Source organism: Pseudomonas sp. Leaf58, assembly GCF_003627215.1.
Classification (GTDB): Bacteria; Pseudomonadota; Gammaproteobacteria; order Pseudomonadales; family Pseudomonadaceae; genus Aquipseudomonas.
Genome location: NZ_CP032677.1, coordinates 4,864,518 through 4,890,258, shown reverse-complemented (window position 1 = coordinate 4,890,258; position 25,741 = coordinate 4,864,518). Strand labels below are relative to the sequence as shown.

21 protein-coding genes and 1 riboswitch are annotated in these 25,741 nt (G+C 63.2%); of the genes, 14 read left to right on the top strand and 7 right to left on the bottom strand.

Going from position 1 to position 25,741, the window contains the following annotated elements; genetic code table 11:
• Positions 1 to 176 precede the first annotated feature (176 nt).
• The 7 genes from DV532_RS22745 (at position 177) to DV532_RS22715 (ending at position 8,308) form a co-directional block, all read left to right on the top strand.
• Positions 177 to 1,934, top strand: coding sequence for a carbamoyltransferase (locus DV532_RS22745; protein WP_056794617.1), 1,758 nt, complete (start codon positions 177 to 179; stop codon positions 1,932 to 1,934).
• Positions 1,918 to 3,048 (top strand): glycosyltransferase, encoded by a 1,131-nt coding sequence (locus DV532_RS22740; RefSeq protein WP_056794619.1) that lies wholly within the window; start codon positions 1,918 to 1,920, stop codon positions 3,046 to 3,048. Before DV532_RS22745 ends, DV532_RS22740 begins: the two co-directional genes overlap by 17 nt.
• Entirely contained in the window at positions 3,048 to 3,944 is an 897-nt protein-coding gene (locus DV532_RS22735; RefSeq protein WP_056794621.1) for an antimicrobial resistance protein Mig-14, read from the top strand. Before DV532_RS22740 ends, DV532_RS22735 begins: the two co-directional genes overlap by 1 nt.
• Positions 3,941 to 5,344 carry a PIG-L deacetylase family protein gene (locus DV532_RS22730; protein ID WP_056794623.1) on the top strand — a complete coding sequence of 468 codons (1,404 nt, stop codon included), beginning with the start codon at positions 3,941 to 3,943 and terminating at the stop codon, positions 5,342 to 5,344. Before DV532_RS22735 ends, DV532_RS22730 begins: the two co-directional genes overlap by 4 nt.
• Positions 5,345 to 5,382: 38 nt before the next feature.
• The gene (locus DV532_RS22725; RefSeq protein WP_056794625.1) at positions 5,383 to 6,339 is read left to right on the top strand and encodes a glycosyltransferase; all 957 of its coding nucleotides are present in this window, start codon (positions 5,383 to 5,385) and stop codon (positions 6,337 to 6,339) included.
• Between the two features lie 66 nt (positions 6,340 to 6,405).
• Positions 6,406 to 7,179 carry a glycosyltransferase family 2 protein gene (locus DV532_RS22720; protein WP_056794627.1) on the top strand — a complete coding sequence of 258 codons (774 nt, stop codon included), beginning with the start codon at positions 6,406 to 6,408 and terminating at the stop codon, positions 7,177 to 7,179.
• Positions 7,180 to 7,216: 37 nt separating this feature from the next.
• Positions 7,217 to 8,308 carry a glycosyltransferase gene (locus DV532_RS22715; RefSeq protein WP_056794628.1) on the top strand — a complete coding sequence of 364 codons (1,092 nt, stop codon included), beginning with the start codon at positions 7,217 to 7,219 and terminating at the stop codon, positions 8,306 to 8,308.
• A gap of 3 nt (positions 8,309 to 8,311) precedes the next feature.
• On the opposite strand, the gene DV532_RS22710 is transcribed toward DV532_RS22715, so the two are convergent.
• Positions 8,312 to 8,917: a toluene tolerance protein gene (locus tag DV532_RS22710; RefSeq protein WP_056794630.1), complete on the bottom strand. Its 606-nt coding sequence runs from the start codon at positions 8,915 to 8,917 to the stop codon at positions 8,312 to 8,314.
• A 100-nt stretch (positions 8,918 to 9,017) separates the two neighbouring features.
• Between DV532_RS22710 and DV532_RS22705 the strand changes: the two genes are divergently transcribed.
• The 3 genes from DV532_RS22705 (at position 9,018) to hldE (ending at position 13,568) form a co-directional block, all read left to right on the top strand.
• Complete coding sequence (locus DV532_RS22705; protein WP_056794632.1) at positions 9,018 to 10,193, top strand: O-antigen ligase; 1,176 nt, start codon at positions 9,018 to 9,020, stop codon at positions 10,191 to 10,193.
• A gap of 14 nt (positions 10,194 to 10,207) precedes the next feature.
• On the top strand, positions 10,208 to 12,016 hold the full coding sequence (msbA, locus tag DV532_RS22700) for a lipid A export permease/ATP-binding protein MsbA (protein ID WP_056794634.1): 1,809 nt from the start codon (positions 10,208 to 10,210) through the stop codon (positions 12,014 to 12,016).
• A gap of 130 nt (positions 12,017 to 12,146) precedes the next feature.
• Positions 12,147 to 13,568: a bifunctional D-glycero-beta-D-manno-heptose-7-phosphate kinase/D-glycero-beta-D-manno-heptose 1-phosphate adenylyltransferase HldE gene (gene hldE / locus DV532_RS22695; RefSeq protein WP_056794635.1), complete on the top strand. Its 1,422-nt coding sequence runs from the start codon at positions 12,147 to 12,149 to the stop codon at positions 13,566 to 13,568.
• 135 nt (positions 13,569 to 13,703) lie between these two features.
• Here the strand turns inward: hldE and DV532_RS22690 are convergent, their stop codons facing one another.
• From DV532_RS22690 to DV532_RS22675, 4 genes are all read right to left on the bottom strand, one after another.
• Positions 13,704 to 14,672 (bottom strand): hypothetical protein, encoded by a 969-nt coding sequence (locus DV532_RS22690; RefSeq protein ID WP_056794637.1) that lies wholly within the window; start codon positions 14,670 to 14,672, stop codon positions 13,704 to 13,706.
• Between the two features lie 52 nt (positions 14,673 to 14,724).
• Complete coding sequence (locus DV532_RS22685; protein WP_056794639.1) at positions 14,725 to 15,537, bottom strand: aldo/keto reductase; 813 nt, start codon at positions 15,535 to 15,537, stop codon at positions 14,725 to 14,727.
• Positions 15,534 to 16,709, bottom strand: coding sequence for an FAD-binding oxidoreductase (locus DV532_RS22680; RefSeq protein WP_056794641.1), 1,176 nt, complete (start codon positions 16,707 to 16,709; stop codon positions 15,534 to 15,536). Before DV532_RS22680 ends, DV532_RS22685 begins: the two co-directional genes overlap by 4 nt.
• Positions 16,710 to 17,141: 432 nt before the next feature.
• The gene (locus DV532_RS22675; protein ID WP_056794642.1) at positions 17,142 to 17,474 is read right to left on the bottom strand and encodes a multidrug efflux SMR transporter; all 333 of its coding nucleotides are present in this window, start codon (positions 17,472 to 17,474) and stop codon (positions 17,142 to 17,144) included.
• Between the two features lie 86 nt (positions 17,475 to 17,560).
• Here DV532_RS22675 and DV532_RS22670 point away from each other — a divergent pair, with 86 nt between their 5' ends.
• Both DV532_RS22670 and waaA read left to right on the top strand, forming a co-directional pair.
• On the top strand, positions 17,561 to 18,451 hold the full coding sequence (locus DV532_RS22670; protein ID WP_056794644.1) for a LysR family transcriptional regulator: 891 nt from the start codon (positions 17,561 to 17,563) through the stop codon (positions 18,449 to 18,451).
• Positions 18,452 to 18,462: 11 nt separating this feature from the next.
• Positions 18,463 to 19,734 carry a lipid IV(A) 3-deoxy-D-manno-octulosonic acid transferase gene (waaA, locus tag DV532_RS22665; RefSeq protein ID WP_056794646.1) on the top strand — a complete coding sequence of 424 codons (1,272 nt, stop codon included), beginning with the start codon at positions 18,463 to 18,465 and terminating at the stop codon, positions 19,732 to 19,734.
• A 160-nt stretch (positions 19,735 to 19,894) separates the two neighbouring features.
• Here the strand turns inward: waaA and DV532_RS22660 are convergent, their stop codons facing one another.
• A complete protein-coding gene (locus tag DV532_RS22660) occupies positions 19,895 to 21,331 on the bottom strand; it encodes a TolC family outer membrane protein (RefSeq protein ID WP_056794649.1) in 1,437 nt (478 codons plus the stop codon).
• Between the two features lie 160 nt (positions 21,332 to 21,491).
• Positions 21,492 to 21,598, top strand: a riboswitch (TPP riboswitch).
• Between the two features lie 156 nt (positions 21,599 to 21,754).
• Between DV532_RS22660 and thiC the strand changes: the two genes are divergently transcribed.
• Both thiC and cytX read left to right on the top strand, forming a co-directional pair.
• Positions 21,755 to 23,635, top strand: a complete 1,881-nt coding sequence (gene thiC, locus DV532_RS22655) for a phosphomethylpyrimidine synthase ThiC (RefSeq protein WP_056794651.1) — start codon at positions 21,755 to 21,757, stop codon at positions 23,633 to 23,635.
• Positions 23,636 to 23,727: 92 nt separating this feature from the next.
• Positions 23,728 to 25,011, top strand: a complete 1,284-nt coding sequence (gene cytX, locus DV532_RS22650) for a putative hydroxymethylpyrimidine transporter CytX (protein ID WP_056794652.1) — start codon at positions 23,728 to 23,730, stop codon at positions 25,009 to 25,011.
• Here cytX and DV532_RS22645 read toward each other — a convergent pair.
• Positions 24,980 to 25,726, bottom strand: a complete 747-nt coding sequence (locus tag DV532_RS22645; protein WP_056794654.1) for an RsiV family protein — start codon at positions 25,724 to 25,726, stop codon at positions 24,980 to 24,982. The genes cytX and DV532_RS22645 overlap by 32 nt on opposite strands.
• Between the last annotated feature and the right edge of the window lie 15 nt (positions 25,727 to 25,741).

Below are 25,741 nucleotides of genomic sequence, written 5' to 3'. Positions count from 1 at the left end.
ACCTTTGTAGGAGCGGGCTTGCCCGCGAATGCTCCGGATCAGGCGGCATAGTTGCCCGATTTGGCTGATTCGCGGGTAAACCCGCTTCTACAGGTTTGCGTTATAATCCCGCCCTTTAGCCGCCACCCGCCCAACAGGCCGCTGGCGCATTTCTACCGAATGAAGAGGCTAATCCCTTGGCATTGACGATTCTTGGCCTGTCCGGCGCCCTTAGCCATGACCCTTCCGCGGCCCTGTACATTGACGGCAAGCTGATTGCCGCCGCCGAAGAAGAGCGCTTCGTGCGTGACAAGCATGCGAAGAACCGCATGCCCTACGAGTCGGCGAAGTTCTGCCTGGAGCAGGCTGGCATCAAGCCCGCCGACGTCGACGTGGTAGCCATCCCGTTCGCCCCGATCAGCCTGTTCGGCAAGGCGCGCTGGCACTATGCCAAGCGCTACTGGTACGCCCCGGACCGCGCCCTCGACGCCATCCTGATGGGCAACCGTCGCTACAAGCGCTACCGCAAGAAGATCGTCTGGTGCCTGGAGCAACTGGGCTTCGACCCGAAAAAGGTCAAGATCGAGCCGGTCGAGCACCACCTGGCCCACGCTTCCAGCGCTTACCACTGCTCGGGCTTCAAGGAAAAAACCGCAATCCTTGGCATTGACGGTAAAGGCGAATACGCCACCACCTTCTTTGGCTACGGCGAAAACGGCAAGATCCACAAGATCAAGGAATTCTTCGACCCGGACTCGTTGGGCGGCCTGTACGGCGCAATCACCGAGTTCCTCGGCTTCGAGATGCTCGACGGCGAATTCAAGGTCATGGGTATGGCGCCGTATGGCGACGCCAGCAAATATGACTTCTCGCGCCTGGCCAGCTTTGAAAATGGCGAATTGGTGATCAACACCGAATACGCCAACGTCATCGGCCTGCGCCGCCATAAAGAGAAGGGCAAGGGCTTCTACTTCTCGCCGAAGCTGATCGAATGGCTGGGCCCGAAGCGCGAAGGCGACATCGCCGACGAGCCGTATATCCATTACGCGGCCAGCATGCAGGCGCTGTTCGAGAAAATCGCCCTGCAGATGATCGACCATTATCTGGGCGACACCCTGCGTGAAACCGGCAAGCTGGCCTTCGCCGGCGGCTGCGCGCTGAACGTCAAGCTCAACCAGAAGATCATCGCCCGCCCTGACCTGAAAGAGCTGTTCGTGCAGCCGGCTTCTGGCGACGCCGGTACTGCTGTCGGCGCCGCTGCCTATGTTTCCCACGCCCGTGGCGTGCCGGTCGAGAAGATGGAGCACGTCTACCTCGGCCCGTCGTACTCCAACGAAGACGTGATCGCTGCCTGCGCCCGTCACCCGAACGCGCCGAAGTGGCGCAAGCTGGACGACATGCCGCAGCGCATCGCCAAAATCATGGTTGATGGCAACCCAGTGGCCTGGTTCCAGGGCCGCATGGAATTCGGCCCACGTGCCCTCGGTGGCCGTTCGATCATCGGTTGCCCGAGCGTGCCGGGCGTGGCCAACCGCATCAACGAGCAGATCAAGTTCCGCGAACGCTGGAGACCTTTCTGCCCGTCGATGCTCGACACCGTGGCCCCGCAGATGATCAAGGTCGACCACCCAGCGCCGTTCATGACCTTCACCTTCGAAGTGGCTGAAGAGTGGAAAACCCGCGTGCCGGAAGTGGTCCACGAGGACGGCACTTCGCGCGCTCAGGTGCTCAAGCGTGAGTACAACCCGCGCTACTACGACATGATGAAGGCGCTGGAAGACCTGACCGGCAACGGCGTGTCGCTGAACACCTCGCTGAACCGCCGTGGTGAACCGATGATCTGCTCGCCGACCGACGCCCTGAACATGTTCTTCGGCTCGGACCTTCAGTACCTGATCATGGAAGACATTCTGGTTGTGAAGGACGGCGCGGCCCTGTATGACCAGCCGCTCTGAACCGCGCATCCTGCAGTTCTGCCATGGCTATGACGGGCCGTTCCTGGACTGTGCCCGTCAGTACGCCAGCCTGTTTCAGGGGCGTGGCTATCAGGTCACCACAGTGTTCCTCACCGGCGCCGCCGACCCGCAGGTCGCGGCCGGTTGCGCGTCGGACGAGGTGCTGTTCCTGGAGTTCAGCTCCAAGGCCGTACGTGGCCTGAAGCTCGGCGCAATTCGAGCATTGCGGCGGGTTGCGGCCGAGCGCAATTTCGCCTTCTGCATTGCCCATCGCTTCAAGCCGATCTACGTGGCGCTGCTGGGTACCGGCCTGCCGGTGATTGGCGTGCACCATGCCTTTGGTGACTACGCGCGCAAAGGCCGCCGGTTGTTCGCCAACCTGTTCAGCAAACGGCTGAGCTTGCTGGGCGTGTCGGATGCGGTGCGTGATGACATGCGCCGCTGCCTGCCGCAGTGGCCGGTCGAACGTATCCAGACCCTGTACAACCGCATCGATATCGACGCCCTGCAAGCCGCCCTGGTGCCACGCGCCGAAGCCCGCCAGGCCCTGGGCCTGGATGCCCAGGCTTGGATTGTCGGTAACGTCGGGCGCCTGCACCCAGACAAGGACCAGGCCACCCTGTTACGCGGTTTTGCCGAAGCGCTGCCGGGGCTGCCGGCCGGTGCCCGCCTGGCAATCCTCGGCAAGGGCCGCCTGGAAGCCAAACTCAAGGCCCTGGCCGCTGAGCTGGGCATTGCCGGGCACGTGGACTTCCTGGGCCAGGTGCCAGATGCGCGCCATTACTTCCAGGCGTTCGACGTGTTTGCCCTGAGTTCCGATCATGAACCGTTCGGCATGGTCCTGCTCGAAGCCATGGTTGCCGGTGTGCCGGTGCTGGCTACGGCCTGTGGCGGTGCTCGCGAGGTGGTCGAGGGCGTGGGTGTGCTGTTCCCGCTGGGTGATGCCGGGCAACTGGCACAGGGCCTGAAGCACATGGCGATGCTGGACGCGCAGCAGCGCCAGGCCTGTGCCGAACATATGCTGCAACGCCTGGGTGAGCGCTTCTCCGACCAGGCGGTGCGCGAGGCCTTCTGGCTGCTGCCGCAGGTGCGTGCGCTGGTGGGGAAGGCTTGATGCTCAACCGTATTCAGGCCTTCCGCGAGCGCGGTTGGCAGGTTATCGACGCCAAGGCCTATGCGGCGGCGTGGGCCCGTTTTGGCGGCAGTGTCGCCACCCATCCGCTGGTGGTCGAGCAACTGGCAGAGTTGGCGCAGATCCCAGTGCGTTACCTGGGCTGGTATCAGGCCGGCGAGCTGAAGGCCGCCATCCCGACCTGGGGGCGCCACCTGGCGCTGTCCAAGGACGTGCTCAAGCGTGCCGGCAAGAAAGCCTTGTTCGACTTGGGCAATGCCGAGATCATCCTGCCGGCGGCGGCCGATGCTGCCGCGCCGTTGCGTCATACCGTGCGCTACCTGTCCGAACTGAACCAGGGGCGCTTTAGCGGCCTCAAGGTGCAGAAGGAACAGTTGGCCATGGCTCGGGCACCCGAAGACCTGTCGAAGAAGTTCCGCTACAACCAGCGCCGAGAGCTGCGCTTGCTGGAAGAGGCGGGCGGTGTGGTGCGCCCGATCAGCGACTTCAGCGCGCAGGAAATCGCCCGCATGTACTGCGACCTGTTCCAGCGCCGCTGGGGCTTCCCAGCCACGGGGGCCGAGCGCATGGCCGATGTGCTGGAGCGCCTGCGTGAGCTGTTGATCGGTTCGGTGCTGCTGCTGGACGGCAAGCCCATTGCGATCCAGCTGGTGTACCGCGTCGAAGCGCCGGAGTGGATCAGCGTGGAGTACATCAATGGCGGCGTCGACCCGGAAACCAAAGCGTTCAGCCCTGGTAGCGTGTTGAGCTTCCTCAATACCCAGGCTGCCTGGGAGGATGCCCGGGCCCGCAACAAGCCCCTGCGCTTCTCGTTCGGCCGTGCCGACCGTGAGTACAAGGACCGTTGGTGCAACCCTGTGCCGGTGTTCCAGGCGTGAGCCGCAAGCAGCAGTTGCTCAAGCGCCACCGGCGCAACAAGCGCCTGGGCCTGCTTGCCGGCCTGGTGGCGCTGGTCGCCCTGGGGGTGTTTGCCTGGTGGTGGCTGCCGCTGTTGTTGCTGCCGCTGCTTTGGGCAGCGCATGAGGCTTGGTTTGCCGATCACCTGTTCTACGCGCCAGGTGAAGATTATGCCTATCGCTTCGGCGAACAGACCCAGCAGGCGCCTGTCACCCTGAGTGGTGGGCTGCTCAAGGCCGATGCTGCCTTGCAGGGTGATGAAACCCTGATCCTCGAAGTGCGGCTGCAGAGCGGCTGGTTGGGGCGTTTCCTTGATCCACGGGTCGAGCTGCAAGGCGCCGATCAGCATGACCGGCAAACCTTCGAGCGCGGCGTTGCCGGGGTGCGTTTCCTCAACCTTACCGGGCTGGCTGCGCCGCTACAGGCTGGCACACTGCGCCTGTGTGGGCGCCACTGCCGGCTGCTGGGCGAGCCGCGCCTGTGGATAACCCCGAGCGTCGAGCTGCAACGCCGGCGGGTGATGGTCATCGCACCACACGCCGATGATGCCGAGCTGGCGGCTTATGGCTTGTACAGCCAGGCCGACGAAACCTGGGTGGTCACCCTGACCGCTGGTGAAATCGAGGCAGAACATTATCAACAGATGGGCCTGGGCAAGGCCGAGGCGGCACGCCTGAAAGGCCGCCTGCGCGCCTGGGACAGCATCGCTGTACCCCGTTGGGCCGGTGTGCCCGAAGCGCGCTGCGTGCAGCTGGGCTACTTCTGCCTGCAGTTGCCCACCATGCAGGCGGCACCCGGGCAGCCAGCGGTGTCTCGCGAAGCCGACATGGCCGATATCCGCCCGTTCCGCCAGTTCAACCCGTTCCCGCTGCCAGCCGATCAGGATGGCGCCCCCACCTGGCAAAACCTGCTGGCTGACCTGCGTGCCCTGCTGCAAATGGCCAGGCCAGAGGTGCTGGTGATGCCGCACCCGCAGCTGGATCCGCACCCCGACCACATCTGCGCCCAGGCGGCAGTACTGGAAGCCCTGCAAGGCCTGGCTTGGCAGCCGCAAACCCTGCTGTGCTACGCCAACCACCTGCACGATAACGACCGCTGGCCGATGGGCGACAGTGGTGATGGTGTGGCCTTGCCGCCGCAGCTGAGCGCCGCGCAGGCGTGGGCCCCGTGCAGCCTGGTGCTGGACCTGCCCACCCAGCGTGACAAGGCCATGGCCTTGGGCATGATGCATGACCTGCAGCCGCCAGCGCCGTTCAAGCGCCGCCTGCGCCGGTTGCTGCAACGCTGGCTGGCCGGGCGACGGCCGTCGCCTTACGGGGAGAACGAGTTCTTCCGCAAGGCGGTGCGCCGGCACGAGCTGTTCTGGCGGCGCGAGCTGTAAACCTGACCGCGATGGCGCAGAGCGCCCAAGGGAAAGCAATGAAAGTCCTATTTCTGGTACAGAAGGAGCAGCGGGCGATTCTCGACCGCCTGTACGACGGCGTCGCGGCCAACTGCGAGTGCGACCTGCGCTGGCTGAGCAGCGAAGACCAGCGCAACCTGCGCCGCTATTTCAAGCGCGAGGTGCAAGTCGAGCGCTATGACCGCATCGTGTTTTTCCTGCGCTTCAAGCAGGAGATTCGTCAGGTGGCGTTCATCCGCAGCGTGCCGAACCTGGTCATCCTCGAACATGACGCCTACCAGAACTACATCCCGTGCAAGTACACCGGCAAGTTCAGTGCCCACTACCGCAAGCTGCCCTGGGCGCGGGTGATCAGTTCCGGCTACATGGTCAGCGAACGCCTGCGCCAGGAAGGTTTCGACGCTGTATTCGTGCCCAAGGGCTACGACGAGCAGTTGCTGAGTGACCAGGGGCGCGAGCGTGACATCGAGCTGGCGTTCGTCGGCAGCACCAACAGCGTGGCCTACAGCGGCCGCAAGGCGCTGCTGGACGAGTTGGGCCGGGTCGAGAATCTGGTGGTGACCCGTACCAAATCGGGTGAAGACTACTGCAACACGCTCAACCGTATCCGCTTCTTCGTCAGTGCCGACGTCGGCATGGGCGAATACATGATCAAGAACTTCGAAGCCATGGCCTGTGGTTGTGTGCTGCTGGCATACGACCAGGGCGAGGAAGAAAACCGCGCGCTGGGCCTGCAGGACATGCACAACGTGGTGTTCTATGACAACATCCCGACCCTTCAGGAAAAACTCGGCCGTTTGCGGGCAAACCCCGAACTGGCCCGGCAGATTGCAGAAAACGGCCGCCATCTGGCGGTTTCCCGTTTCAGTTTCGGCGCAGTTGGACGTAGCATCGTCGACCACATGCGCCCGGCCCTCAGGCCCCATCCGCCGCTGTCTGCGTGGCAGCGCCTGCGCCTGAAGCTGGGCATATAACAGAAGAACTTTTGCGCCTGCGCAGCGGGCGCTGAAAGTCGATAGTCGCAAGGCGGAGGGAGTCCGGTGCGCTTTTCAAATGAGAGTGACGTCACGCTCGTCGTGACCAGTTGTGGGCGGTTCGATCTGCTCAAAGACACCCTTGAGAGTTTCGATCGCTACAACACCGCGCCCATTCGCGAAGTGTTCATCACCGAAGACTCCGGGGATGATGCCGTGCATGCCGCTGTGCCAGAGCACTGGAAGCCGCATTGCAAGGTGTTCGTCAACCGGCCGAAGCTCGGCCAGTTGCCGTCTATCGACCTGGCCTACAGCCACGTCAAGACGCCGTACATTTTCCATTGCGAGGACGACTGGCATTTCTATCGCCAGGGCTTCATCGAGGACTCCCGGGCTATTCTGGACGTCAGCCCCCACCTGTTGCAGGTGTGGCTGCGCAGCCATGCCCACGACCTGGCCATCCACAGCCCGTACATCCATCTCGGTGATCGCCAGGTGATCGCCGGTGTGCCTTGTTACCCGTTGCTTTCCGAAAAAGCCGAGTGGCAGGCGTTTTCGCTCAACCCCGGCCTGCGTCGTTTGAGCGATTATCAGCGCTGTGCGCCATTTGCCGCCTATGCTGGAGAAAAAGCGCTTTCCCGCCGTTACGCTGAGTTAAATCTGACAGCGGTCACCCTGGAGGGTGATGCAGTATTGCACACCGGTTTTGGTAATCACGTGACCTTGCCCATTGAAGTGAAGCGCAAGGTCAAACGTCGTCAACGTGATCGTTTGAAGCTGGCATTGACGCTGGTGGCGGGTGCCCTGATCGGCATGGGAATCACCATTTTTGTTCAATGAAGTCGCTGTCCCACCTGACATGCGCGGGAGAGGGCCCATGAACATCGTCAATATGATGTGGGCGGGTGGAACGCCGTACATGTCCATCCACAAGGTGCATCGACAGGTGTTGTCGCAGGCAGGCACCGATGCTCGGATCAGTAACTGGTTGCTGCTAGGCAGCGGGCTTTGTTGTGGGCTCGGTTCGACCCGCGAGTGGCACATGCCTTCACGTGCCCTGAAAGGGCGACACTTCTGGCGGCTGTTGCGCCCGTGGTTGCGCATGCGCTTGCGCAAGGCACTGAACGAAGCTCAAGCTGAGGTTGTGCTGCTCGACGGTGTCGGCGTTGCGCGCTTGGTATTGCCGTTGTTGCAGCAACTGCCGCAGGTTCGCGCCAAGGTGCTGTTCCACGGCAAGACGCGCTTGAGTGCCAGTGATATCCGCTTGTTGCGCAATTTCCCCGCCGAGCGGCTAAGCATTGCCGCTGTTTCGCAGACGCTCGCCGCGTCGCTTGAGCATGACTTGGGCAGGCCGGTGCAGACCTTGCGCATGGCGCTGGACCCGCTGGCCTTCGCCAAGCCATTGTTGAGCCGGGAAGCGGCCAGGCAGGCCCTGCAGTTGCCACAAGTAAACGGGGTGATGCTAGGCGCGGTAGGGCGGTTGGTGGAAAGCAAAGGTTTCGAGATGCTGATCGAGGCGTTTGCCAAGGCCTCTGCGCGGCAACCGGGCCTGCAATTGGCAATCATTGGCGAAGGCCCCCTGCATACAATGCTGCAGCAACGTATCGGCGCGTTGGGCCTAGACGGGCGTGTTCACCTGATTGGCCACCGTGACGACCTGCAGCAGTTGTACCGGGCGTTCGATTGGCTGCTGGTGCCTTCGCGCTCCGAAGGCCTGGGGCTGGTGCTACAGGAAGCGGTGATGGCCGATGTGCCGGTGGTGTGCAGCGACCTGGAGGTGTTCCGCGAGCAGTTGCAGGACACGGGTTGTTACCTGCCCGTTGCCGATGAGCGTGCCTGGGCCGAGGCCATCGAGCGCTGCACGGCGATTGGCGCCGAAGCAGTGGCCGCCCGGCAACGCCAGGCACTGGCACCGGAGCAGGCCTGGCTGGCGTTTCGCAACGGCTCGCAAAGCTTGTTGCGCAGCTGACGCTCAACGCGCCAGCAGGGCTGCCTCGAAGGCGGCGAGGGGGAACCGGTCGCCCAAGTTCTCCCGCTCGATATAGCGCACCATGTGCTGCACATTACGACGAATCATGCGCGCCGATAGCGGCGGGCGCAGAAAACGCATGTCGGCCACGTCGATCAGGCCAAGGCGCTGGTCGGGGGTGACCACCACATTACCCAGGTGCAACGAGCGGAAGTACACGCCGCGGCGGTGCAACTGGCGGATCAGCTCGATCAGCTGCGGCAGGTAGGTGTCCCAGCTAAAACCGGCATCGCGCGACATCTGCAGCAGGGTGCGCCCTGGCAGGGGGCGATACAGCACGGCGGTGCGGCCTGGCAGGTCGAGCTTGTGCTGGCTAATCACCTCGAGGGTGGGGATGCCTAGTTGTGCCAGGCGCGCGGCGTTGTCGACAAAGCGCTGTGAATATGGGCGCAACAGTGCAGATGAAATCAACCGCTTCCTACGGAAAACCTTAAGGAAATTACCGTCCTTGAGCAGGTAGACTTTGGCGCCATGGCTATCCGCCTCTAGCACCTGTGCGCCGAGTGTCAGCTGATCGAAGTCGACCTGGGTGAGCCGGGAGCATTGCATGAATAGGGCCTTGTCGTCTGGCGAGCAAAATGACCGGCAATAATGCCGAAAATAATGATGTAGCACCATGGATGGTGGTGTTGATTCATCGGGGGAAAGGATGTTCTATCAAAAAAGCTGGGCACAGGCCTGGTTAAGTGTGGGGCTGGTCTGGTTCCTGGCCGCGGTCGCTTTGGCACCCAGCAACAAGCTCTACCAGCAAGGGTTGGTGCTGTTCTTGTGGTTGCCAACGCTGGTGCTGCTGTGGTCGGCCCGGCAAGTAATGGCCCAGGCCTGGCGGCGTCAACCCGCGTTGTGGTTGAGTGTGCTGTTGTTGCTGGGCTGGAGTGTGCTTAGCCTGACGTGGTCGAGCAGCGAAGCGCCAGGGCGCGAAGTCAAGCGCCTGCTCTACATCCTGGTATTCCTGATGGCGTTTCCGTTGCTGGCGCAAATGGGCCTGGCCCGCGCTCGGTGCTTGTTGCAGGTGGGGAGCGGCCTACTCGGGGTGGCCGCGCTAGTGTCCATCGTGTTGTTCTACGGGGTGCAGGGGCAGCCCCTGCTGGCTCGCCTGGCGGGTATCGGTGAAATTTCGCACCCCATCCTGGGGGCGTATGTGATCGGTGCTGCCGCCCTGCTGCTGCTGTACGACCTGCCGGCCCGGCGCCCCTTGCAGCTGGGCTGGTTGCTGCTGCTGGCCTGCCTGGGCGCGTTCGTTGTGCTCAGCCAGAGCCGTGGCGCGGTGCTGGCGCTGGTGTTCACGGTGGTGCTTGCGCCGCTGTGGTTCCGTGACCGGCATAGCCAGCTGTTTGCACTGTTGGCGGCTGTTGCCACCAGCCTGGCGGTTTACGGGATGTACGACGTCATCGCGCAGCGCGGTTCATCTTTCCGCCCGGAAATTTTCGGCACGGTCCTCGGCATGATCGGCGAGCACCCCTGGCTGGGGCTGGGAATGGGCTCGGCCTACGTGGTGCCGGCAGCCGGCTTGCAGTTCGAGCACTCTCACAACATGTTTACCCACGTCGCCCTGGAACTGGGGTTGCCGGGGATGATGTTGTGGGTGGCCGTATGGCTGTACACCTTGGGTGAAATCGTGCGTGCGCGCAGTACACGGTTTGGCAAGATACTGCTCGGTTTGTGGGTGTACTCGACCCTGGCCATGCAGTTCGATGCCGCCAGCCTCACGGCCACGCCGCGTGCCGAGTGGTTCATCAGCTGGCTGCCGGTAGGCCTGGCCATGATGCTGCCATGGGGGCGTGCCGAAAATGACGCCTGTGGTAAAATTTCCGGTTCAACCTAACAGCGAGCTCGATAATGGCCGAAACACCGCGATCGGCGGAACACACCTCCAGCCTGAAGATCTACTTCCGGCTGCTGAGCTATGTGAAACCCTATGTCGGCATTTTCCTGCTGAGCATCATCGGTTTCGTGATTTTCGCCTCGACCCAGCCGATGCTGGCTGGGATCCTCAAGTATTTCGTCGATGGGCTGAGCAACCCCGAAGCGGTGTTGTTCCCTAATGTCCCCTACCTGCGCGACCTGCAACTGCTGCAGGCGGTGCCGCTGCTGATCATCCTGATCGCTGCATGGCAGGGTTTGGGTTCGTTCCTCGGCAACTATTTCTTGGCCAAGGTTTCTCTATGCCTGGTGCACGACCTGCGCGTGGAACTGTTCAACAAACTGCTGGTACTGCCCAATCGCTACTTCGACAACCACAACTCCGGGCACCTGATTTCGCGCATCACCTTCAACGTGACCATGGTCACCGGGGCCGCCACCGATGCAATCAAGGTGGTTATCCGCGAAGGCCTGACGGTGGTGTTCCTGTTCGCCTACTTGCTGTGGATGAACTGGCACCTAACCTTGGTGATGGTCGCCATCTTGCCGGTGATCGCAGTAATGGTCAGCGTCGCCAGCAAGAAATTCCGCAAGCAGAGCAAGAAGATCCAGGTAGCCATGGGCGACGTTACCCACGTCGCCTCGGAAACCATCCAAGGCTACCGGGTGGTGCGCAGTTTCGGTGGCGAGGCCTACGAGCAGCAGCGTTTCGGCAAGGCCAGCCAGAGCAACACCGACAAACAGCTGCACATGACCAAGACCGGCTCGCTTTACACCCCGATGCTGCAGTTGGTGATCTATACCGCCATGGCCGCATTGATGTTCCTGGTGCTGTTCCTGCGCGGGGAGTCGACCGCTGGTGACCTGGTGGCCTATATCACCGCCGCCGGCCTGCTACCCAAGCCGATTCGGCAGTTGTCGGAAGTCAGCTCGACGATCCAGAAGGGCCTGGCAGGCGCCGAGAGCATCTTCGAGCAGTTGGATGAAGAGCCTGAAGTGGACACCGGCACCATTGAAAAGGACCGCGTGGAAGGGCGCCTGGAAGTGCGCAACCTGAGTTTCACCTACCCCGGTACCGAGCGCGAAGTGCTGAGCGACATCAGCTTTACCGCAGAGCCTGGGCAGATGATTGCCCTGGTCGGCCGCTCCGGCAGCGGCAAGTCGACCCTGGCGGCGCTGATCCCGCGCTTCTATCACCATGATCAGGGGCAGATCCTGCTCGATGGCGTGGAAATCGAAAACTACCGCCTGCGCAACCTGCGCCGCCACGTCTCGCAGGTGACCCAGCATGTCACCCTGTTCAACGACACCGTGGCCAACAACATCGCTTATGGCGACCTGGCCGGTGCCCCACGCGCTGACATCGAGGCGGCGGCTGCCGATGCCTACGCCAAGGAGTTCGTCGACCGTCTGCCCAAGGGCTTCGATACCGAGGTGGGTGAAAACGGTGTGCTGCTCTCCGGCGGCCAGCGCCAGCGCCTGGCGATTGCCCGTGCGTTGTTGAAAAACGCACCGCTGCTGATCCTCGATGAAGCCACCTCGGCACTGGACACTGAGTCCGAGCGGCATATCCAAGCGGCCCTGGATCATGTGATGGAGGGCCGTACCACGCTGGTCATCGCCCACCGCCTGTCGACCATCGAGAAGGCCGACCAGATCCTGGTCATGGACCAGGGCCGTCTGGTGGAACGCGGCACCCACGCCGAACTGCTCGCGGCCAATGGCCATTATGCCCGCCTGCATGCCATGGGCCTGGATGAACCGGCCAAGGCCGATATCACCTGAACCCTCTTTGATCGGGGCCGTTACGGCCCCGATTGTCACGGGAATTTTCCTGGGGTGATCTGGCCGTAAAGCCGTCGTCTACCCTGTGCTAATATCCTGCCCCTGTTCATTATTTTCATATGGGTTGCCCATGAAGTTGTCCATGCCGCGTTTCGATCAAGCCCCGGTACTGGTGGTCGGCGATGTCATGCTCGACCGCTACTGGCATGGCGGTACCTCGCGTATCTCGCCTGAAGCGCCAGTGCCGGTGGTCAAGGTCGATCAGATCGAGGATCGCCCCGGCGGCGCGGCCAACGTTGCCTTGAACATCGCCGCCCTGGGCGCACCGGCTTCGCTGATCGGCGTTACAGGCCAGGACGAAGCCGCCGATAGCCTGGCCAACAGCCTGCAGGCGGCAGGTGTGCGTTCGGTGTTCCAGCGCATCGCGCACCAGCCGACCATCGTCAAGCTGCGGGTCATGAGCCGTCACCAGCAGTTGCTGCGCATCGATTTCGAAGAGCCATTCGCCACCGACCCGCTGTCGCTGGGTGCCGAGGTCGACAGCCTGCTCGAGGGCGTCAAGGTGCTGGTCCTGTCCGACTATGGCAAGGGCGCACTGAAAAACCACCAATGCCTTATCCAGGCGGCGCGGGCCAAGGGTATTCCGGTGCTGGCCGACCCCAAGGGCAAGGACTTTTCCATCTACCGCGGGGCGAGCCTGATCACCCCCAACCTCAGCGAGTTCGAAACCATCGTTGGCCGTTGCGCCGATGAGGCCGAGCTGGTCGCCAAGGGCTTGCAGCTACTGCAGGACCTGGATCTGGGCGCTTTGCTGGTGACCCGTGGTGAGCATGGCATGACCTTACTGCGTGTTGGCCAGCCTGCGCTGCACTTGCCAGCACGGGCCCGTGAAGTGTTCGATGTGACCGGTGCTGGCGATACCGTCATTTCCACCCTGGCGGCGGCCATCGCTGCCGGCGAGGACCTGCCCCACGCGGTGGCGCTGGCCAACTTGGCGGCGGGCATCGTGGTTGGCAAGCTGGGTACCGCTGCGATCAGCGCCCCCGAGCTGCGCCGGGCGATTCAGCGTGAGGAAGGCTCCGAGCGCGGTGTGCTGGGCCTGGAGCAATTGCTGCTGGCCATCGATGATGCGCGGGCGCACAAAGAGAAGATTGTCTTCACCAACGGCTGTTTCGACATCCTGCATGCCGGGCATGTCACCTACCTGGAGCAGGCGCGGGCCCAGGGTGATCGGCTGATCGTCGCGGTCAACGACGATGCCTCGGTCAGCCGCCTGAAGGGGCCGGGTCGGCCGATCAACAGCGTCGACCGGCGCATGGCCGTGTTGGCTGGTTTGGGGGCGGTGGACTGGGTGATCAGCTTCCCTGAGGGCACGCCGGAAAACCTGCTGAGCCAGGTCAAGCCGGACGTGCTGGTCAAGGGCGGCGACTACGGCATCGATCAGGTGGTGGGCGCCGATATCGTCAAGGCCTACGGCGGTACCGTGAAGGTGCTGGGGCTGGTCGAGAACAGTTCGACCACGGCAATTGTCGAGAAGATTCGCAAGAACTGATCGAACCCCTAGGGCCGTTGCGGCGGCCCCAGGAGCGGGTTCACCCGCGAAGCAGGCGACGCAGTGGATGGCACCGGCTGCGTCGGTGTTCGTGGGTGAACCCGCTCCTACAAGTTCGGTGCAAACCTCTGAATGCTATTTGTGCAGTGAGGTCCGGGCCCGCTCCAGCAGCGCCCGCGCCTTGTCGCCAAACCGTTGCAAGTGCGACGCTCGCATCGGCTTGGTCTCCACCAACCCCTGCTGTTTCACCCAGTCCTTCCAGCGCACCCGCTCTTCCTTCACAACCCAACCCTCCTGCCGGGCAAAACTCTCGGCCAGGTACAGCCCGCGTGTGCTCGCCGGCACCAGCTCGTCCTTTTTCAACGTATACAGCTCAGCCAATGGCTGGCCATCCTTCAGCGGCATCAGGTACAGGTCTGGCCGCTTGCGGTTGAGTCGAGCCACCAGTTGCCCACCTTCAAGCCGCTCATCAACGTGGAACAGGCTGAGCTTCTTGGCGTCCCGGGGTACTTGCAGACGCATGTCATAGATCAGCTGCAGTGAGGCGGTGGGTAAGTGCACATAGGCCCGTGGCCGCTCCAGCAACATCAGCTTGCCGCAGTGCACGGGGCGGGCAGCACCGGACTCCGGGGCCAGTAGGAAGTGCGGCGTTTCGCGGTAGTGCAGGGCGGCTGCGTAGGGGATCGGCAGCCAGGTGTCGTTGAAGCGCCCGCCCAGCCAGCCTTCTGGGGTTTCCAGCAGGCATTCCTCGGCCACTTCCTGCACCGCGGTGTGCAACGGCAGGTTCAGCTCCTGCGCCGGCACATAGCCGGAAATCAGTTTCAGCACCACATCGCCACGGTCTTGCCGACGCTGGCGTACCAGCACCCAGTAATCACGGTTCTGCCAATGCAGGGTCAGTCGCACCGACACACCCAGGTTGGCCAGTTCGACCACGAAGCGCTGTGCGTCGGGTAGCTGGATGGCCTTGCGCCGCTGTTGGGTCTGGGTAAAGTTCAGCGGCATGCCAATGCTTTGGTAGATCAGCCCTTCGGGCGTGGCCTCGACATGCAGCGGCAGTGTCTTGAAGTTGCTCGGGTTCTTGCGGATCAGCGTTCGCGCCACGAGGCTCCTCCTTGCGTCGGGTCAGTCTCCAGGCCCCAGGGAAGGGGATGACTCAGTGCTGGCCCAGGATACGGGCAACGGTGGCCACGTTGTGGGCCAGGTGCAACGGATTGATGGTGCCGACGATAGCACTGCTGACCCCCGGGTGGGCGAACAGCAGCGCGAAGCTGGCGTGCACCGGGTCTACACCCGGGGCCAGGCAGATATGCCCGCTGGCCAGGGCCTTTTTCACCAGGATGGCCTTGCCGTGTTCGGCAGCGTAGTCCAGCACCGGGCGTTCTGCCTGCTCGTTGAGGTTGTAGGTGACCATGGCGCAGTCGCCTTGCTCCAGCGCCTTCAGGCCGCCGGCGACGGTTTTGCCGGACAGGCCAAAGCCGAGGATCTTGCCCTCCTGCTTGAGCTCGGCGAGGGTTTGGTAGACCTCCTGCTGTTCGAGGATTGCCAGGTCGTTGCCATCGGAATGCACCAGCACCAGTTCGATGCGGTCGGTTTCCAGGCGCTGCAGGCTGCGCTCTACCGAGCGACGGGTATGAGCCGCGCTGAAATCGAAGTGCGACTGGCCGTTGTCGAACTCTTCGCCAACCTTGCTGACGATCACCCATTCATCACGTTGGCCGCGCAGCAGCGGGCCCAGGCGTTCTTCGCTGCGGCCGTAGGCCGGGGCGGTGTCGATCAGGTTGATACCCAGCTCGCGGGCCTGGGCCAGCAGCAGGCGGGCTTCGTCATCGCCAGGGATGGTGAAGCCGGTGGGGTACTTCACGCCCTGGTCGCGGCCAAGCTTGACCGTGCCCAGGCCCAGCGGTGAAACCTTCAAGCCGGTGCTGCCCAAGGGGCGGTGCAGGCCGTGCAGGGTTGGCAGGCTCATGGCAGCAGTTGCTCCCAGGCCGGTACGCCCAGCGGCGGGCGTGGCAGGCCGGCCAGGTCGGCTTGGGCCTGTGGGCGGATGCCGTCGCGTTCCAGATAGGCGATGACCCGGTCACTGAAGTCCGGCGCCAGGGCCAGCTTGGTCGGCCAGCCCACCAGCAGCCGTTGCTGGTCGGCGAGGAAGGCGTTGTCCGGGCGTACCAGGCCTGATTGCGCGGGTTCCGCGCGGTCGACCCGCAGGGTGGCCCAGCGCACTTGGCTCTGGTCGACCCAGGGCAGCAGGCTGGCGATTTCCTTTTGTGCCGCTGCGATTTGCGCGGCCGGCTCGCGGGCCACACCGTCGGCTTCGGCCAGGTCGCCGCCCAGGTACCAGACCCACTGGCCATCGGCAGCTGGGTGGGTGGTGATCGTCACCCGTGGCTTGGGCCCACCGCCCAGGCAGTGGGCGTAAAGCGGTTTCAGGTTGGCGCCTTTGGCCATGACCATGTGCAGCGGGCGTGTTTGCATGGCTGGCTGGTTCAGGCCCAGGGCATGTAGCAGGTCTTCGGTGCCGGCACCGGCGCTAAGTACTACGCGCTGGGCGCGGATATCGCGGTCGTCGACCCGCAGGCCGACCAAGTCGTCACCCTCGCGCAGCGGCTCGATGCGCTCACCGGCCAACAGGCTGTCACCGGCCAGTTCGGCCAGGTTGGCCAGCAGGCTAGGTACGTCGATGACCAATTCGGCCAGGCGATAGACCTTGCCCTTGAAGGCGCGGTCTTGCAGTGCAGGCGGCAGTTGTTCGCCCTTCACCTGGTCGACCCGGCCGCGCACGGCCTTGCTGGCGAAGAAGCTGGTGAGGTTGCCGGCCAGGGTGCCTGGTGACCACAGGTAGTGGGCATCGGACAACAGGCAGGTGCGGCCCAGGTCCAACTCACCGCTGCCCTTCACGGCTTCACGCCAGCGGCGCGGCATGTCGGCGATGGCTTCCGAGGCACCGGTGAGGGCGCCGTGCAGGGCGTACTTGGTACCGCCGTGGATGATGCCTTGGGACTTGATAGTCTGCTCGCCACCCAGGCTGGCGCGCTCCACCAACACTGTCGAATAGCCCAGGCGGCGTAGGCGTGCATTGAGCCAGAGGCCTGCGACCCCGGCGCCGACGATCAGTACGTCAGTGGAAATGGCAGATGGCATGGCGGTACCTCGAAGACTGGGACAGCTGGCAAGTATACAGGGTCGGGCACAAGGGGGATCGTGTGAGGGCTGACAGGGGCCTGCCTTGAGGCTTTTTGCGCCTGTGAGATCGAGCGCCGCCCGCGCGGCGCTTCGCGGGACAAGCCCGCTCCCACATCTGTTTCGGGCCAATTACTCCTGTGCCAGGTGGGTTGCAGCCTTGGCGCATGGCTGAAGATGGGTGAAAAACAGCAGAGCAACCTTCGATATCGAATGGAACAAACAAGGCGGACAGAGGTGACCTCACAGGAGTGACTGGCCCGAAACAGATGTGGGAGCGGGCTTGTCCCGCGAAGCGCCGCGCGGGCGGCGCTCGATCTCACAGGCTCTAAAAAAACCAAGACAAGCACCTGGCCGCCCTGACCCAACCTCCTGCCAGGCCCAAGGCAAACCTCAATGCCCAGCCGTCTTGGAAAACAGCTGAATCACCACCACCCCACCGACGATCAAGGCCATCCCCAGCATCGCCGGTACATCCAGCTTCTGCCCGTAGATCACCAGCGCCGCCACGCTGATCAGTACAATCCCCAGCCCCGACCAGATGGCATAGGCAATCCCTACCGGAATGCTGCGCACCACCAAGGTCAGCATCCAGAACGCGATGCCATAGCCGACCACCATCAGCAGCAGCGGCAAAGGCGTGCTCAGGCCTTTAACCGCTTTCATCGAGGCGGTGGCGATGACTTCGGCGCAGATGGCAATGGCAAGGTAGGTGTAGGCATTCATGGCAAGATCCTCTGATAACTGGGCGGCATTCTAGACTCAACCTGGATGGGGTAAAGTCATTACCTATCACAATGGGAGATAGGCTGATGGCCGAGCAGTGGAACCTTGAACAACTGCGCACCTTCTTGCGCGTTGCCGAATTGCGTTCGTTTTCTGCCGTGGCCCGCGAGCAGCGCAAGGCCCAGTCGGCGATCAGCAACGCCATCGCCCTGCTCGAAACCGACCTGGGTGTCACGCTGTTCGAGCGCAGCAGTGGCCGGCAACCCAAACTGACCGAAAATGGCAGTGCACTGCTGGAAGATGCCCGCGAACTGCTGCGCCAGTGCGAGCGCCTGGATGGCCGCGCACTGGCGCTGATGCGCGGGCAGGAGGCGCTGCTGCGGGTAGCCCAGGACGAAGCCATGCCATATCAGCCAGTTATCGACAGCCTTGATGAGCTGGCCAGCCGCTACCCGTTTCTGGAAGTGCAATTGGCCAGCGGTGCCCAAGGCGACGTGGCACGCAAGCTAGTAGAGCGGCGCGCCGACCTGGGCCTGTTCTTCCACCACGAAAGTATCCCGGCATCGCTGGAGCGACGCGCCCTGGGCAGTGTGGAAATGGTTACCGTGTGCGCAGTTGGCCACCCGCTTGCTGGCGAAGGCAGCGTCACCCGTCAGCAGCTGGCGCGCCACCGGCAGTTGCTGATTACCCCGCAACAGAGTGGGTACCCCGGCGGCGAGGCAATCAGCCCGCAGGTATGGCGTGCCGACAGCTTCTACGCCATGGCCGAGCTGCTGATGCGTGGCCTGGGTTGGGCCTGGCTGCCGCGGCACGTGGTGCAATACCCTACCTATCAGGCGCACATGGTCGAGCTGGCCAGCGAGTGGCGCCCGCCGGCGTTGGTGGTGGAGCTGGCCTGGCGCCGGGACGAGCCATTGGGGCCGGCTGCGCAATGGCTGGCCGAGCGCTTTGCAGTGCACCTGCGCGCAATCGGTTAAACTCCGCGGCCATGAACAGAACTCTCTATACCCTGCTGTTTCACCTGGGCCTGCCGCTGGTTGCGCTGCGCCTGTACCTGCGCGCGCGCAAAGCACCGGCCTATGGCCAACGTATCGGCGAGCGCTTTGCCTTCAAGCTGCCGGCCATGCGCCAAGGCGGCATATGGGTGCATGCGGTGTCGGTGGGCGAGAGCATCGCGGCGGCGCCCATGGTGCGTGCCCTGCTCAAGGCCTACCCAGAGCTGCCGATCACGCTTACCTGCATGACCCCCACGGGTTCCGAGCGTATTCGCGCCATGTTCGCCGACGAACCGCGAGTGCAGCATTGCTACCTGCCCTACGATCTGCCTTGGGCGGCGGGGCGTTTTCTCGACCATGTGCGGCCTAAGCTGGGCATCATCATGGAAACCGAGCTGTGGCCCAACCTTATTCACCAGTGCGCCAAGCGCGGTATTCCAGTAGCCCTGGCCAACGCGCGCTTGTCCGCACGCTCGGCCCGTGGCTATGGGCGCTTTGCCAAGCTAACCCGGCCAATGCTGGCCGAGATGAACCTGATCGCCGTGCAGACCGAAACCGAGGCCCAACGCTTCCGTGACCTGGGCGCGCGGCCAGCGTGCGTGCAGGTCACCGGTTCGATCAAGTTCGACCTGAAGGTTGACGAACAACTGTTGCCACGCGCCCGGGCATTGCGTGAACAGTGGGGGGGCGGGCAGCGCCCGGTGTGGATCGCCGCAAGTACCCACGACGGGGAGGATGCGCTGATCCTGCAGGCGCATCGGCAATTGCTGCAGGTGCATGGTGATGCCCTGCTGATCCTGGTGCCGCGCCACCCCGAGCGGTTTGCGGCGGTGCATGCGCTGTGCAGCGAACAGTTCCGCAGCGTGCGCCGCTCTGCCGGCACGCCGGTGGACGCCCAGACGCAGGTATTGGTCGGCGATACCATGGGTGAGTTGCTGTTCCTTTATGCCTTGGCCGACATTGCTTTCGTTGGTGGCAGCCTGGTGGCGACCGGTGGGCACAACCCGCTGGAGCCGGCGGCGCTGGCCTTGCCGGTGTTGATGGGGCCGCATGTGTTCAACTTCCTTGAAATCAGCGCACTGCTGCGCGAGGCAGGGGCGTTGCAGCAGGTGGACAATGCCGACGGGCTGGCCGAGGCGGTGCGGCGGTTGGTCGAGTTGCCGCAGGATGCCCAGCGCATGGGCGAGGCGGGCAGGGCGGTGATGCAGGCCAATCAGGGGGCGTTGCAGCGGTTGCTCGATGGCCTGGGCAAACTGATCAGCTGATTTAGCGGTGCGATCCTGTAGGCGCGGCCTTGTGTCGCGAAAGGGCCGCAAAGCGGCCCCAGGGTATCAGCAGTGATGCGAAGATTGCTGGGGCCGCTTTGCGGCCCTTTCGCGACACAAGGCCGCGCCTACGACGACCGCGCCTGGCCTTGCTGTACTTTCAAGGGCGACGCTCGAAGTTCTTGGCAGCGGCTGCGGCCAGGTCCGGCGGCAGGAAGTCCTTGTCCGGGTTGTAGTCCGGTTTCAGGTAGCGCTTGAGGTCCTGCAGGTCTTGCGGGCTCAACGTGCCGGCGGCCTGCTTCAGGCTCAGGTTGTCGAGGATGTAGTCATAGCGGCTGTTGTTGTAGTCGCGCACCGAGGTGTACAGCTGGCGTTGCGCGTCGAGCACGTCGACGATGTTGCGGGTACCCACCTGGTAGCCGATTTCGGTGGCTTCCAGCGCGCTCTGGTTGGAGATGATCGACTGCTTGCGCGCCTGCACCTGTTCCACGTCGGTATTCACTGCGCGGTGCAGGTTGCGGGTGTTTTCCACCACCTGGCGGCGCAGGCTTTCGCGCTGCTGCTCGCTCTGGCTCAGGCGTTGGTAGGCCTCGCGCACTTGCGAGCTGGTCAGGCCGCCGCTGTAGATCGGGATGTTCAGTTGCAGGCCGATGCTGGTCTGCTCGACATCGCCGCTATAGCGTGAAACCGGGGCCGGTGCGGGGTTGGTGAAACCGAAGTTGTCGTTGTCACCCTTCTGGTATTTGGCCACTGCGTCGAGGGTCGGCGCATGGCCGGCCTTGCGCTGGCGCAGGGTTTCTTCGGCAGCGACGACCGCGTGGTTGGTAGCCAGCAGGTTGAGGTTCTGACGCCCGGCGGTTTCGACCCAGGCCTTGGCGTCGTTGGGCGTGGGCACCTGCACCGGCAGGGTATGCACCACGCCTTGAATCGACCGGTATTCCCGGTTGGTCAGGGTTACCAGGGCCTCGAAGGCATCCTGCACCTGGCGTTCGGCAATGATTCGGTTGGCCCGTGCCGTATCGTAGCTGGCTTGGGATTGCAGCACGTCGGTCTTGTCGGAGAGGCCGACGTCGAATCGCTCGTTGGACTGGTCCAGCTGGCGCTTGAAGGCCGCTTCCTCGGCCTTGGTAGCGGCCAGGTTGTCCTGCGCGCGAAGCACGGCGAAGTAGTTCTGTGCGGTTTGCAGGATCAGGTTCTGTTCAGTCGCCGACAGCTCCAGTGCAGCCTGTTCGTTGACGGCTTCGGCAGCTTGCAGCTGGAACCAGCGGTCAGCACGGAAGATCGGCTGCGCCAGGGTAGCGCTCCAGGTATTGCCGCTGCGGTTGCTGGTGGTCGAGGGTTCGTCCAGTTTGGTGCGGGTGTTCAGCATCTCGGCACCGGCAGACAGGTTGGGCAGCAACCCGGCGCGAGCCTGCGGCACCACTTCGCGGCGGGCGCCATAATCGGCGCGCGCGGCAGCCAGGTCGGCGTTGTTGTCGACCGCCTCCTGGTAAACGCTGACCAGGTCGGTCTTCACTGTAGAGGGCACGTCCGCTGCCCAGACCACTCCGTTGGACGCACAAGACACGGCTATCGCCAGTGAGAGTTTGCGCAGCATAGAGGCAATCCTTGTACGAAATTTAATTACTGAACTGTTGAGTATCGAGCGACGGGCCAGTGTAGTGCCATGCGCACCCGGCAACAATCGCCCGGGGTGCCTTTCATCAACCGCGCATTTACCCGCTTGGCTTTGCCGACCACTCCAGTCTAGACTGCGCATGTTCTTGTCGGGGTGCCTTGAAGCAAAGGCTGAGATCGCAAAGTTGCGGATCCCGTTGAACCTGATCAGGTTAGCGCCTGCGTAGGGAACAAGATTGCTCGCCTTCCCGGGGAGCCTCTTGTGCCAGGTCCGGGAATGTCGCAGCTGCATGCAGCTTCAGGCACCCCCATATCCGGCACTGCCCCCGTCAAAGGGGGGCGTCCGCGCCTTTCAGGTTCACCCCGACATTCCCCTGCTAGGAAGCCGTCTGGAGAGCCTGTGATGAGCAAACAAGAAAAAGCGATCAACCTCAGCGAATCGGCACAAGTCGATCAGCAGTCCGTACAACCGTTCCCGCGGTCGCGCAAGGTGTATGTCGAAGGCTCGCGCCCGGACATCCGCGTGCCTATGCGCGAAATCAGCCTGGACGATACCCCAACCGATTTTGGTGGCGAAACCAACGCACCGGTGTTGGTCTATGACACTTCCGGCCCGTACACCGACCCCAACGTGGTCATCGACGTGCGCAAGGGCCTGGCCGATGTGCGTTCGGCCTGGATCGACGCCCGTGGTGACACCGAGCGCCTGGGCGGCTTGAGCTCCGATTTCGGCCAGCAGCGGCTGAACGATGCCGAACTGGCCAAGCTGCGTTTCGCCCACGTGCGTAACCCGCGCCGTGCCAAGGCGGGCGCCAACGTCTCGCAGATGCACTATGCCCGCCAAGGCATCATCACCGCCGAGATGGAATACGTAGCCATCCGCGAAAACATGAAGCTGCAAGAGGCCCGCGCAGCTGGCTTGCTGGACCAGCAGCACGCCGGCCACAGCTTCGGGGCCAATATCCCGAAAGAAATCACCCCCGAGTTCGTTCGCCAGGAAATCGCCCGTGGCCGCGCGATCATCCCCGCCAACATCAACCACCCGGAAGTGGAGCCGATGATCATTGGCCGCAACTTCTTGGTGAAGATCAACGGCAACATCGGCAACAGCGCCCTGGGCTCCTCGATCGAGGAAGAAGTGGCCAAGCTGACCTGGGGCATTCGTTGGGGTTCGGACACGGTCATGGACCTGTCCACTGGCAAGCACATCCATGAAACCCGCGAGTGGATCATCCGCAACTCGCCGGTGCCGATTGGTACCGTACCGATTTACCAAGCCCTGGAAAAGGTCAACGGCGTGGCCGAGGACCTGACCTGGGAGCTGTTCCGCGACACCCTGATCGAGCAGGCCGAGCAGGGCGTGGACTACTTCACTATCCACGCCGGTGTGTTGCTGCGCTATGTGCCGCTGACCGCCAAGCGTGTCACCGGTATTGTCAGCCGTGGTGGTTCGATCATGGCCAAGTGGTGCCTGGCGCATCACAAAGAGAACTTCCTGTACACGCACTTCGACGAAATTTGCGAAATCATGAAGGCTTACGACGTCAGCTTCTCGCTGGGCGACGGCCTGCGTCCGGGCTCGATTGCCGACGCCAACGATGCCGCGCAGTTCGGTGAGCTGGAAACCCTCGGCGAGTTGACCAAGATTGCCTGGAAGCACGATGTACAGTGCATGATCGAAGGCCCAGGCCACGTGCCGATGCAACTGATCAAGGAGAACATGGACAAGCAGCTGGAATGCTGCGACGAGGCGCCGTTCTACACCCTCGGCCCGCTGACCACCGATATCGCCCCAGGCTACGACCACATCACCTCGGGCATTGGCGCGGCGATGATCGGCTGGTTCGGTTGCGCCATGCTCTGCTACGTCACGCCCAAGGAGCACCTGGGCCTGCCGAACAAGGATGACGTGAAAACCGGCATTATCACCTACAAGATTGCCGCGCATGCCGCCGACCTTGCCAAGGGTCACCCGGGCGCGCAGATCCGCGATAACGCCCTGTCCAAGGCGCGCTTCGAGTTCCGTTGGCAAGACCAGTTCAACCTGGGCCTGGACCCAGACACCGCCCGCGCCTACCACGACGAGACGCTGCCGAAGGAATCGGCCAAGGTCGCGCACTTCTGCTCGATGTGCGGGCCGAAGTTCTGCTCGATGAAAATCACCCAGGAAGTGCGTGAGTACGCGGCCAAGATCGAGGCCGTTGACGTGACGGTAGAGCAAGGCATGCGTGAGCAGGCCGAGCGGTTCCGCCAGGAAGGCAGCCAGCTGTACCACAAAGTCTAAACCCTGCCGCAACTCCCTGTTGTTGTAGGAGCGGGCAAGCCCGCTCCTACAACAGGGGGCAGCAACTCATAATTCTTCTGGCGAACATAACAATGACCACCACCAGCCAATTCTCCCCCGACCACCCGGTCCCCACCGCCCAGCGCATCTTCGGTGCCCGCGACATGTTCTCGCTGTGGTTCTCCCTCGGCATCGGCCTGATGGTGCTGCAGGTCGGCGCCATGCTGGCCCCTGGCCTGGGCCTTGCTAGCGCGGTGCTGGCCATCGCCTTGGGCACGGGTGTGGGCGTGTTGTTGCTGGGCGCCGCAGGTGTCATCGGTAGCGATACCGGCCTGTCGGCCATGGGTACCCTGAAACTCAGCCTGGGCGGCCATGGCGCGCGCTTGCCGGCGCTGCTCAACCTGCTGCAACTGGTGGGCTGGGGCGCCTTCGAAATCATCGTCATGCGCGATGCCGCCAGCCTGCTGGGCGCGCGGGCGTTTGGTGAAGACAGTGCCTGGAACAGCCCGATGCTCTGGACCCTGTGCTTCGGCGCCCTGGCTACCTTGCTCGCGGTCAGCGGGCCGCTTGCGTTCGTGCGCAAGGTGCTGCGCGCCTGGGGTATCTGGCTGCTGCTGGGTGCCTGCCTGTGGCTGACCTGGAACCTGTTCGCCAAGGCCGACCTGGCGGCGTTGTGGAGCCGTGCTGGGGATGGTTCGATGTCGCTGGCGGTGGGCTTCGACATCGTCATCGCCATGCCGCTGTCATGGCTACCGCTGATCGCCGACTACTCACGCTTCGCCCGCAACGGCAAGCATGTGTTCGGCGGTACGGTACTGGGTTATTTCATCGGCAACACCTGGCTGATGAGCCTGGGCGTGGCTTACACCCTGGCCTTTGCCGCCAATGGGGAAGCCAACGCCCTGCTGCTAGCCCTGGCCGGCGCCGGCATGGGCATTCCACTGCTGCTGATTCTGCTGGATGAGTCGGAAAAGGCCTTTGCCGATATCCATTCAGCGGCGGTTTCGACTGGCGTGTTGGTGCGCTTGAAGGTCGAGCACCTGGCGCTGGCCATTGGTGTGCTGTGCACATTGATCGCCCTGCTGGCACCACTGGCACAGTACGAGAACTTCCTGCTGCTGATCGGTTCGGTGTTCGCGCCGCTGTTCGGTGTGGTACTGATGGACCATTACGTGATCCGTCGCCGCCGCCTGCCGGCACAGGTGGCGGGCTTGCACTGGCAGGCGCTGCTGGCCTGGGCGGTGGGTGTGGCGGCTTACCATGTCATCGCCGTGCAAGCGCCGGACCTGGGGGCGACCCTGCCGGCATTGCTGCTGGCAGGGCTTCTGCATGGGCTACTGAGCTTCAGCCGCGGCCGGGAAACAGCTCAGGCTTGAGCACGCCGTTCAGGCGCGGGTAGGGGATCTTCAACTCCACGTGGCCCATGGAGTAGGGCGCGATGGAGTAAACCTCGTACTTGACCACCACCGCGCCGTACGTCAGGGCGACGTGCGGCGATTTTTGGAACGGCCAGGTCTTGATGAACTCGGCGTCCTTGTCCATGCCCACGCTTATCAGCCAGGCGCGGTGCGATTCCTCGACGGTTTTCCAGAAGGTGTCTTCCTGGCCGGGCAACAGCATGTCCTGCAGGGTTAGCACCTTGTCCAGCTTGCGCGAATAGTTGATGAAACCACGCCCAGGCATGCCGTGGGCGCCGCCGCTGTCCAGGTAGCTGGACAGCTCGATGATCACCAGCCCGTCATGCTGCTCGCGTACCTTGGCTTGCAGGTAACTGCTGTTACGTTTGTCGGCACCGGCCAGGTATTGCTGCTCATAGGCCTGCAGGGTGCTTGGCGCGGTGCCATGCTGATTATCTTCGGTCAGCTGCAGCAGGCGCTTTTCGACGATACCGTCGAGTTTGGGCAGGGCCGGGAAATGGATCATGTCGATGTTAACCAGCGGGCAGTCGCTTTCGCTGCAGCCGGGTTTGACATGTTCCCAGGCGTCGCGCTTGACCTCGAGCGGTGCCCGGTAGTTAGGCGTGAACAAGCTTTGGCAGGCACCAAGAGCGAGTGCCAGCACGGCCACGGAAGTCAGTTTGACAAGTGTCATGATGATCCTTGCAGA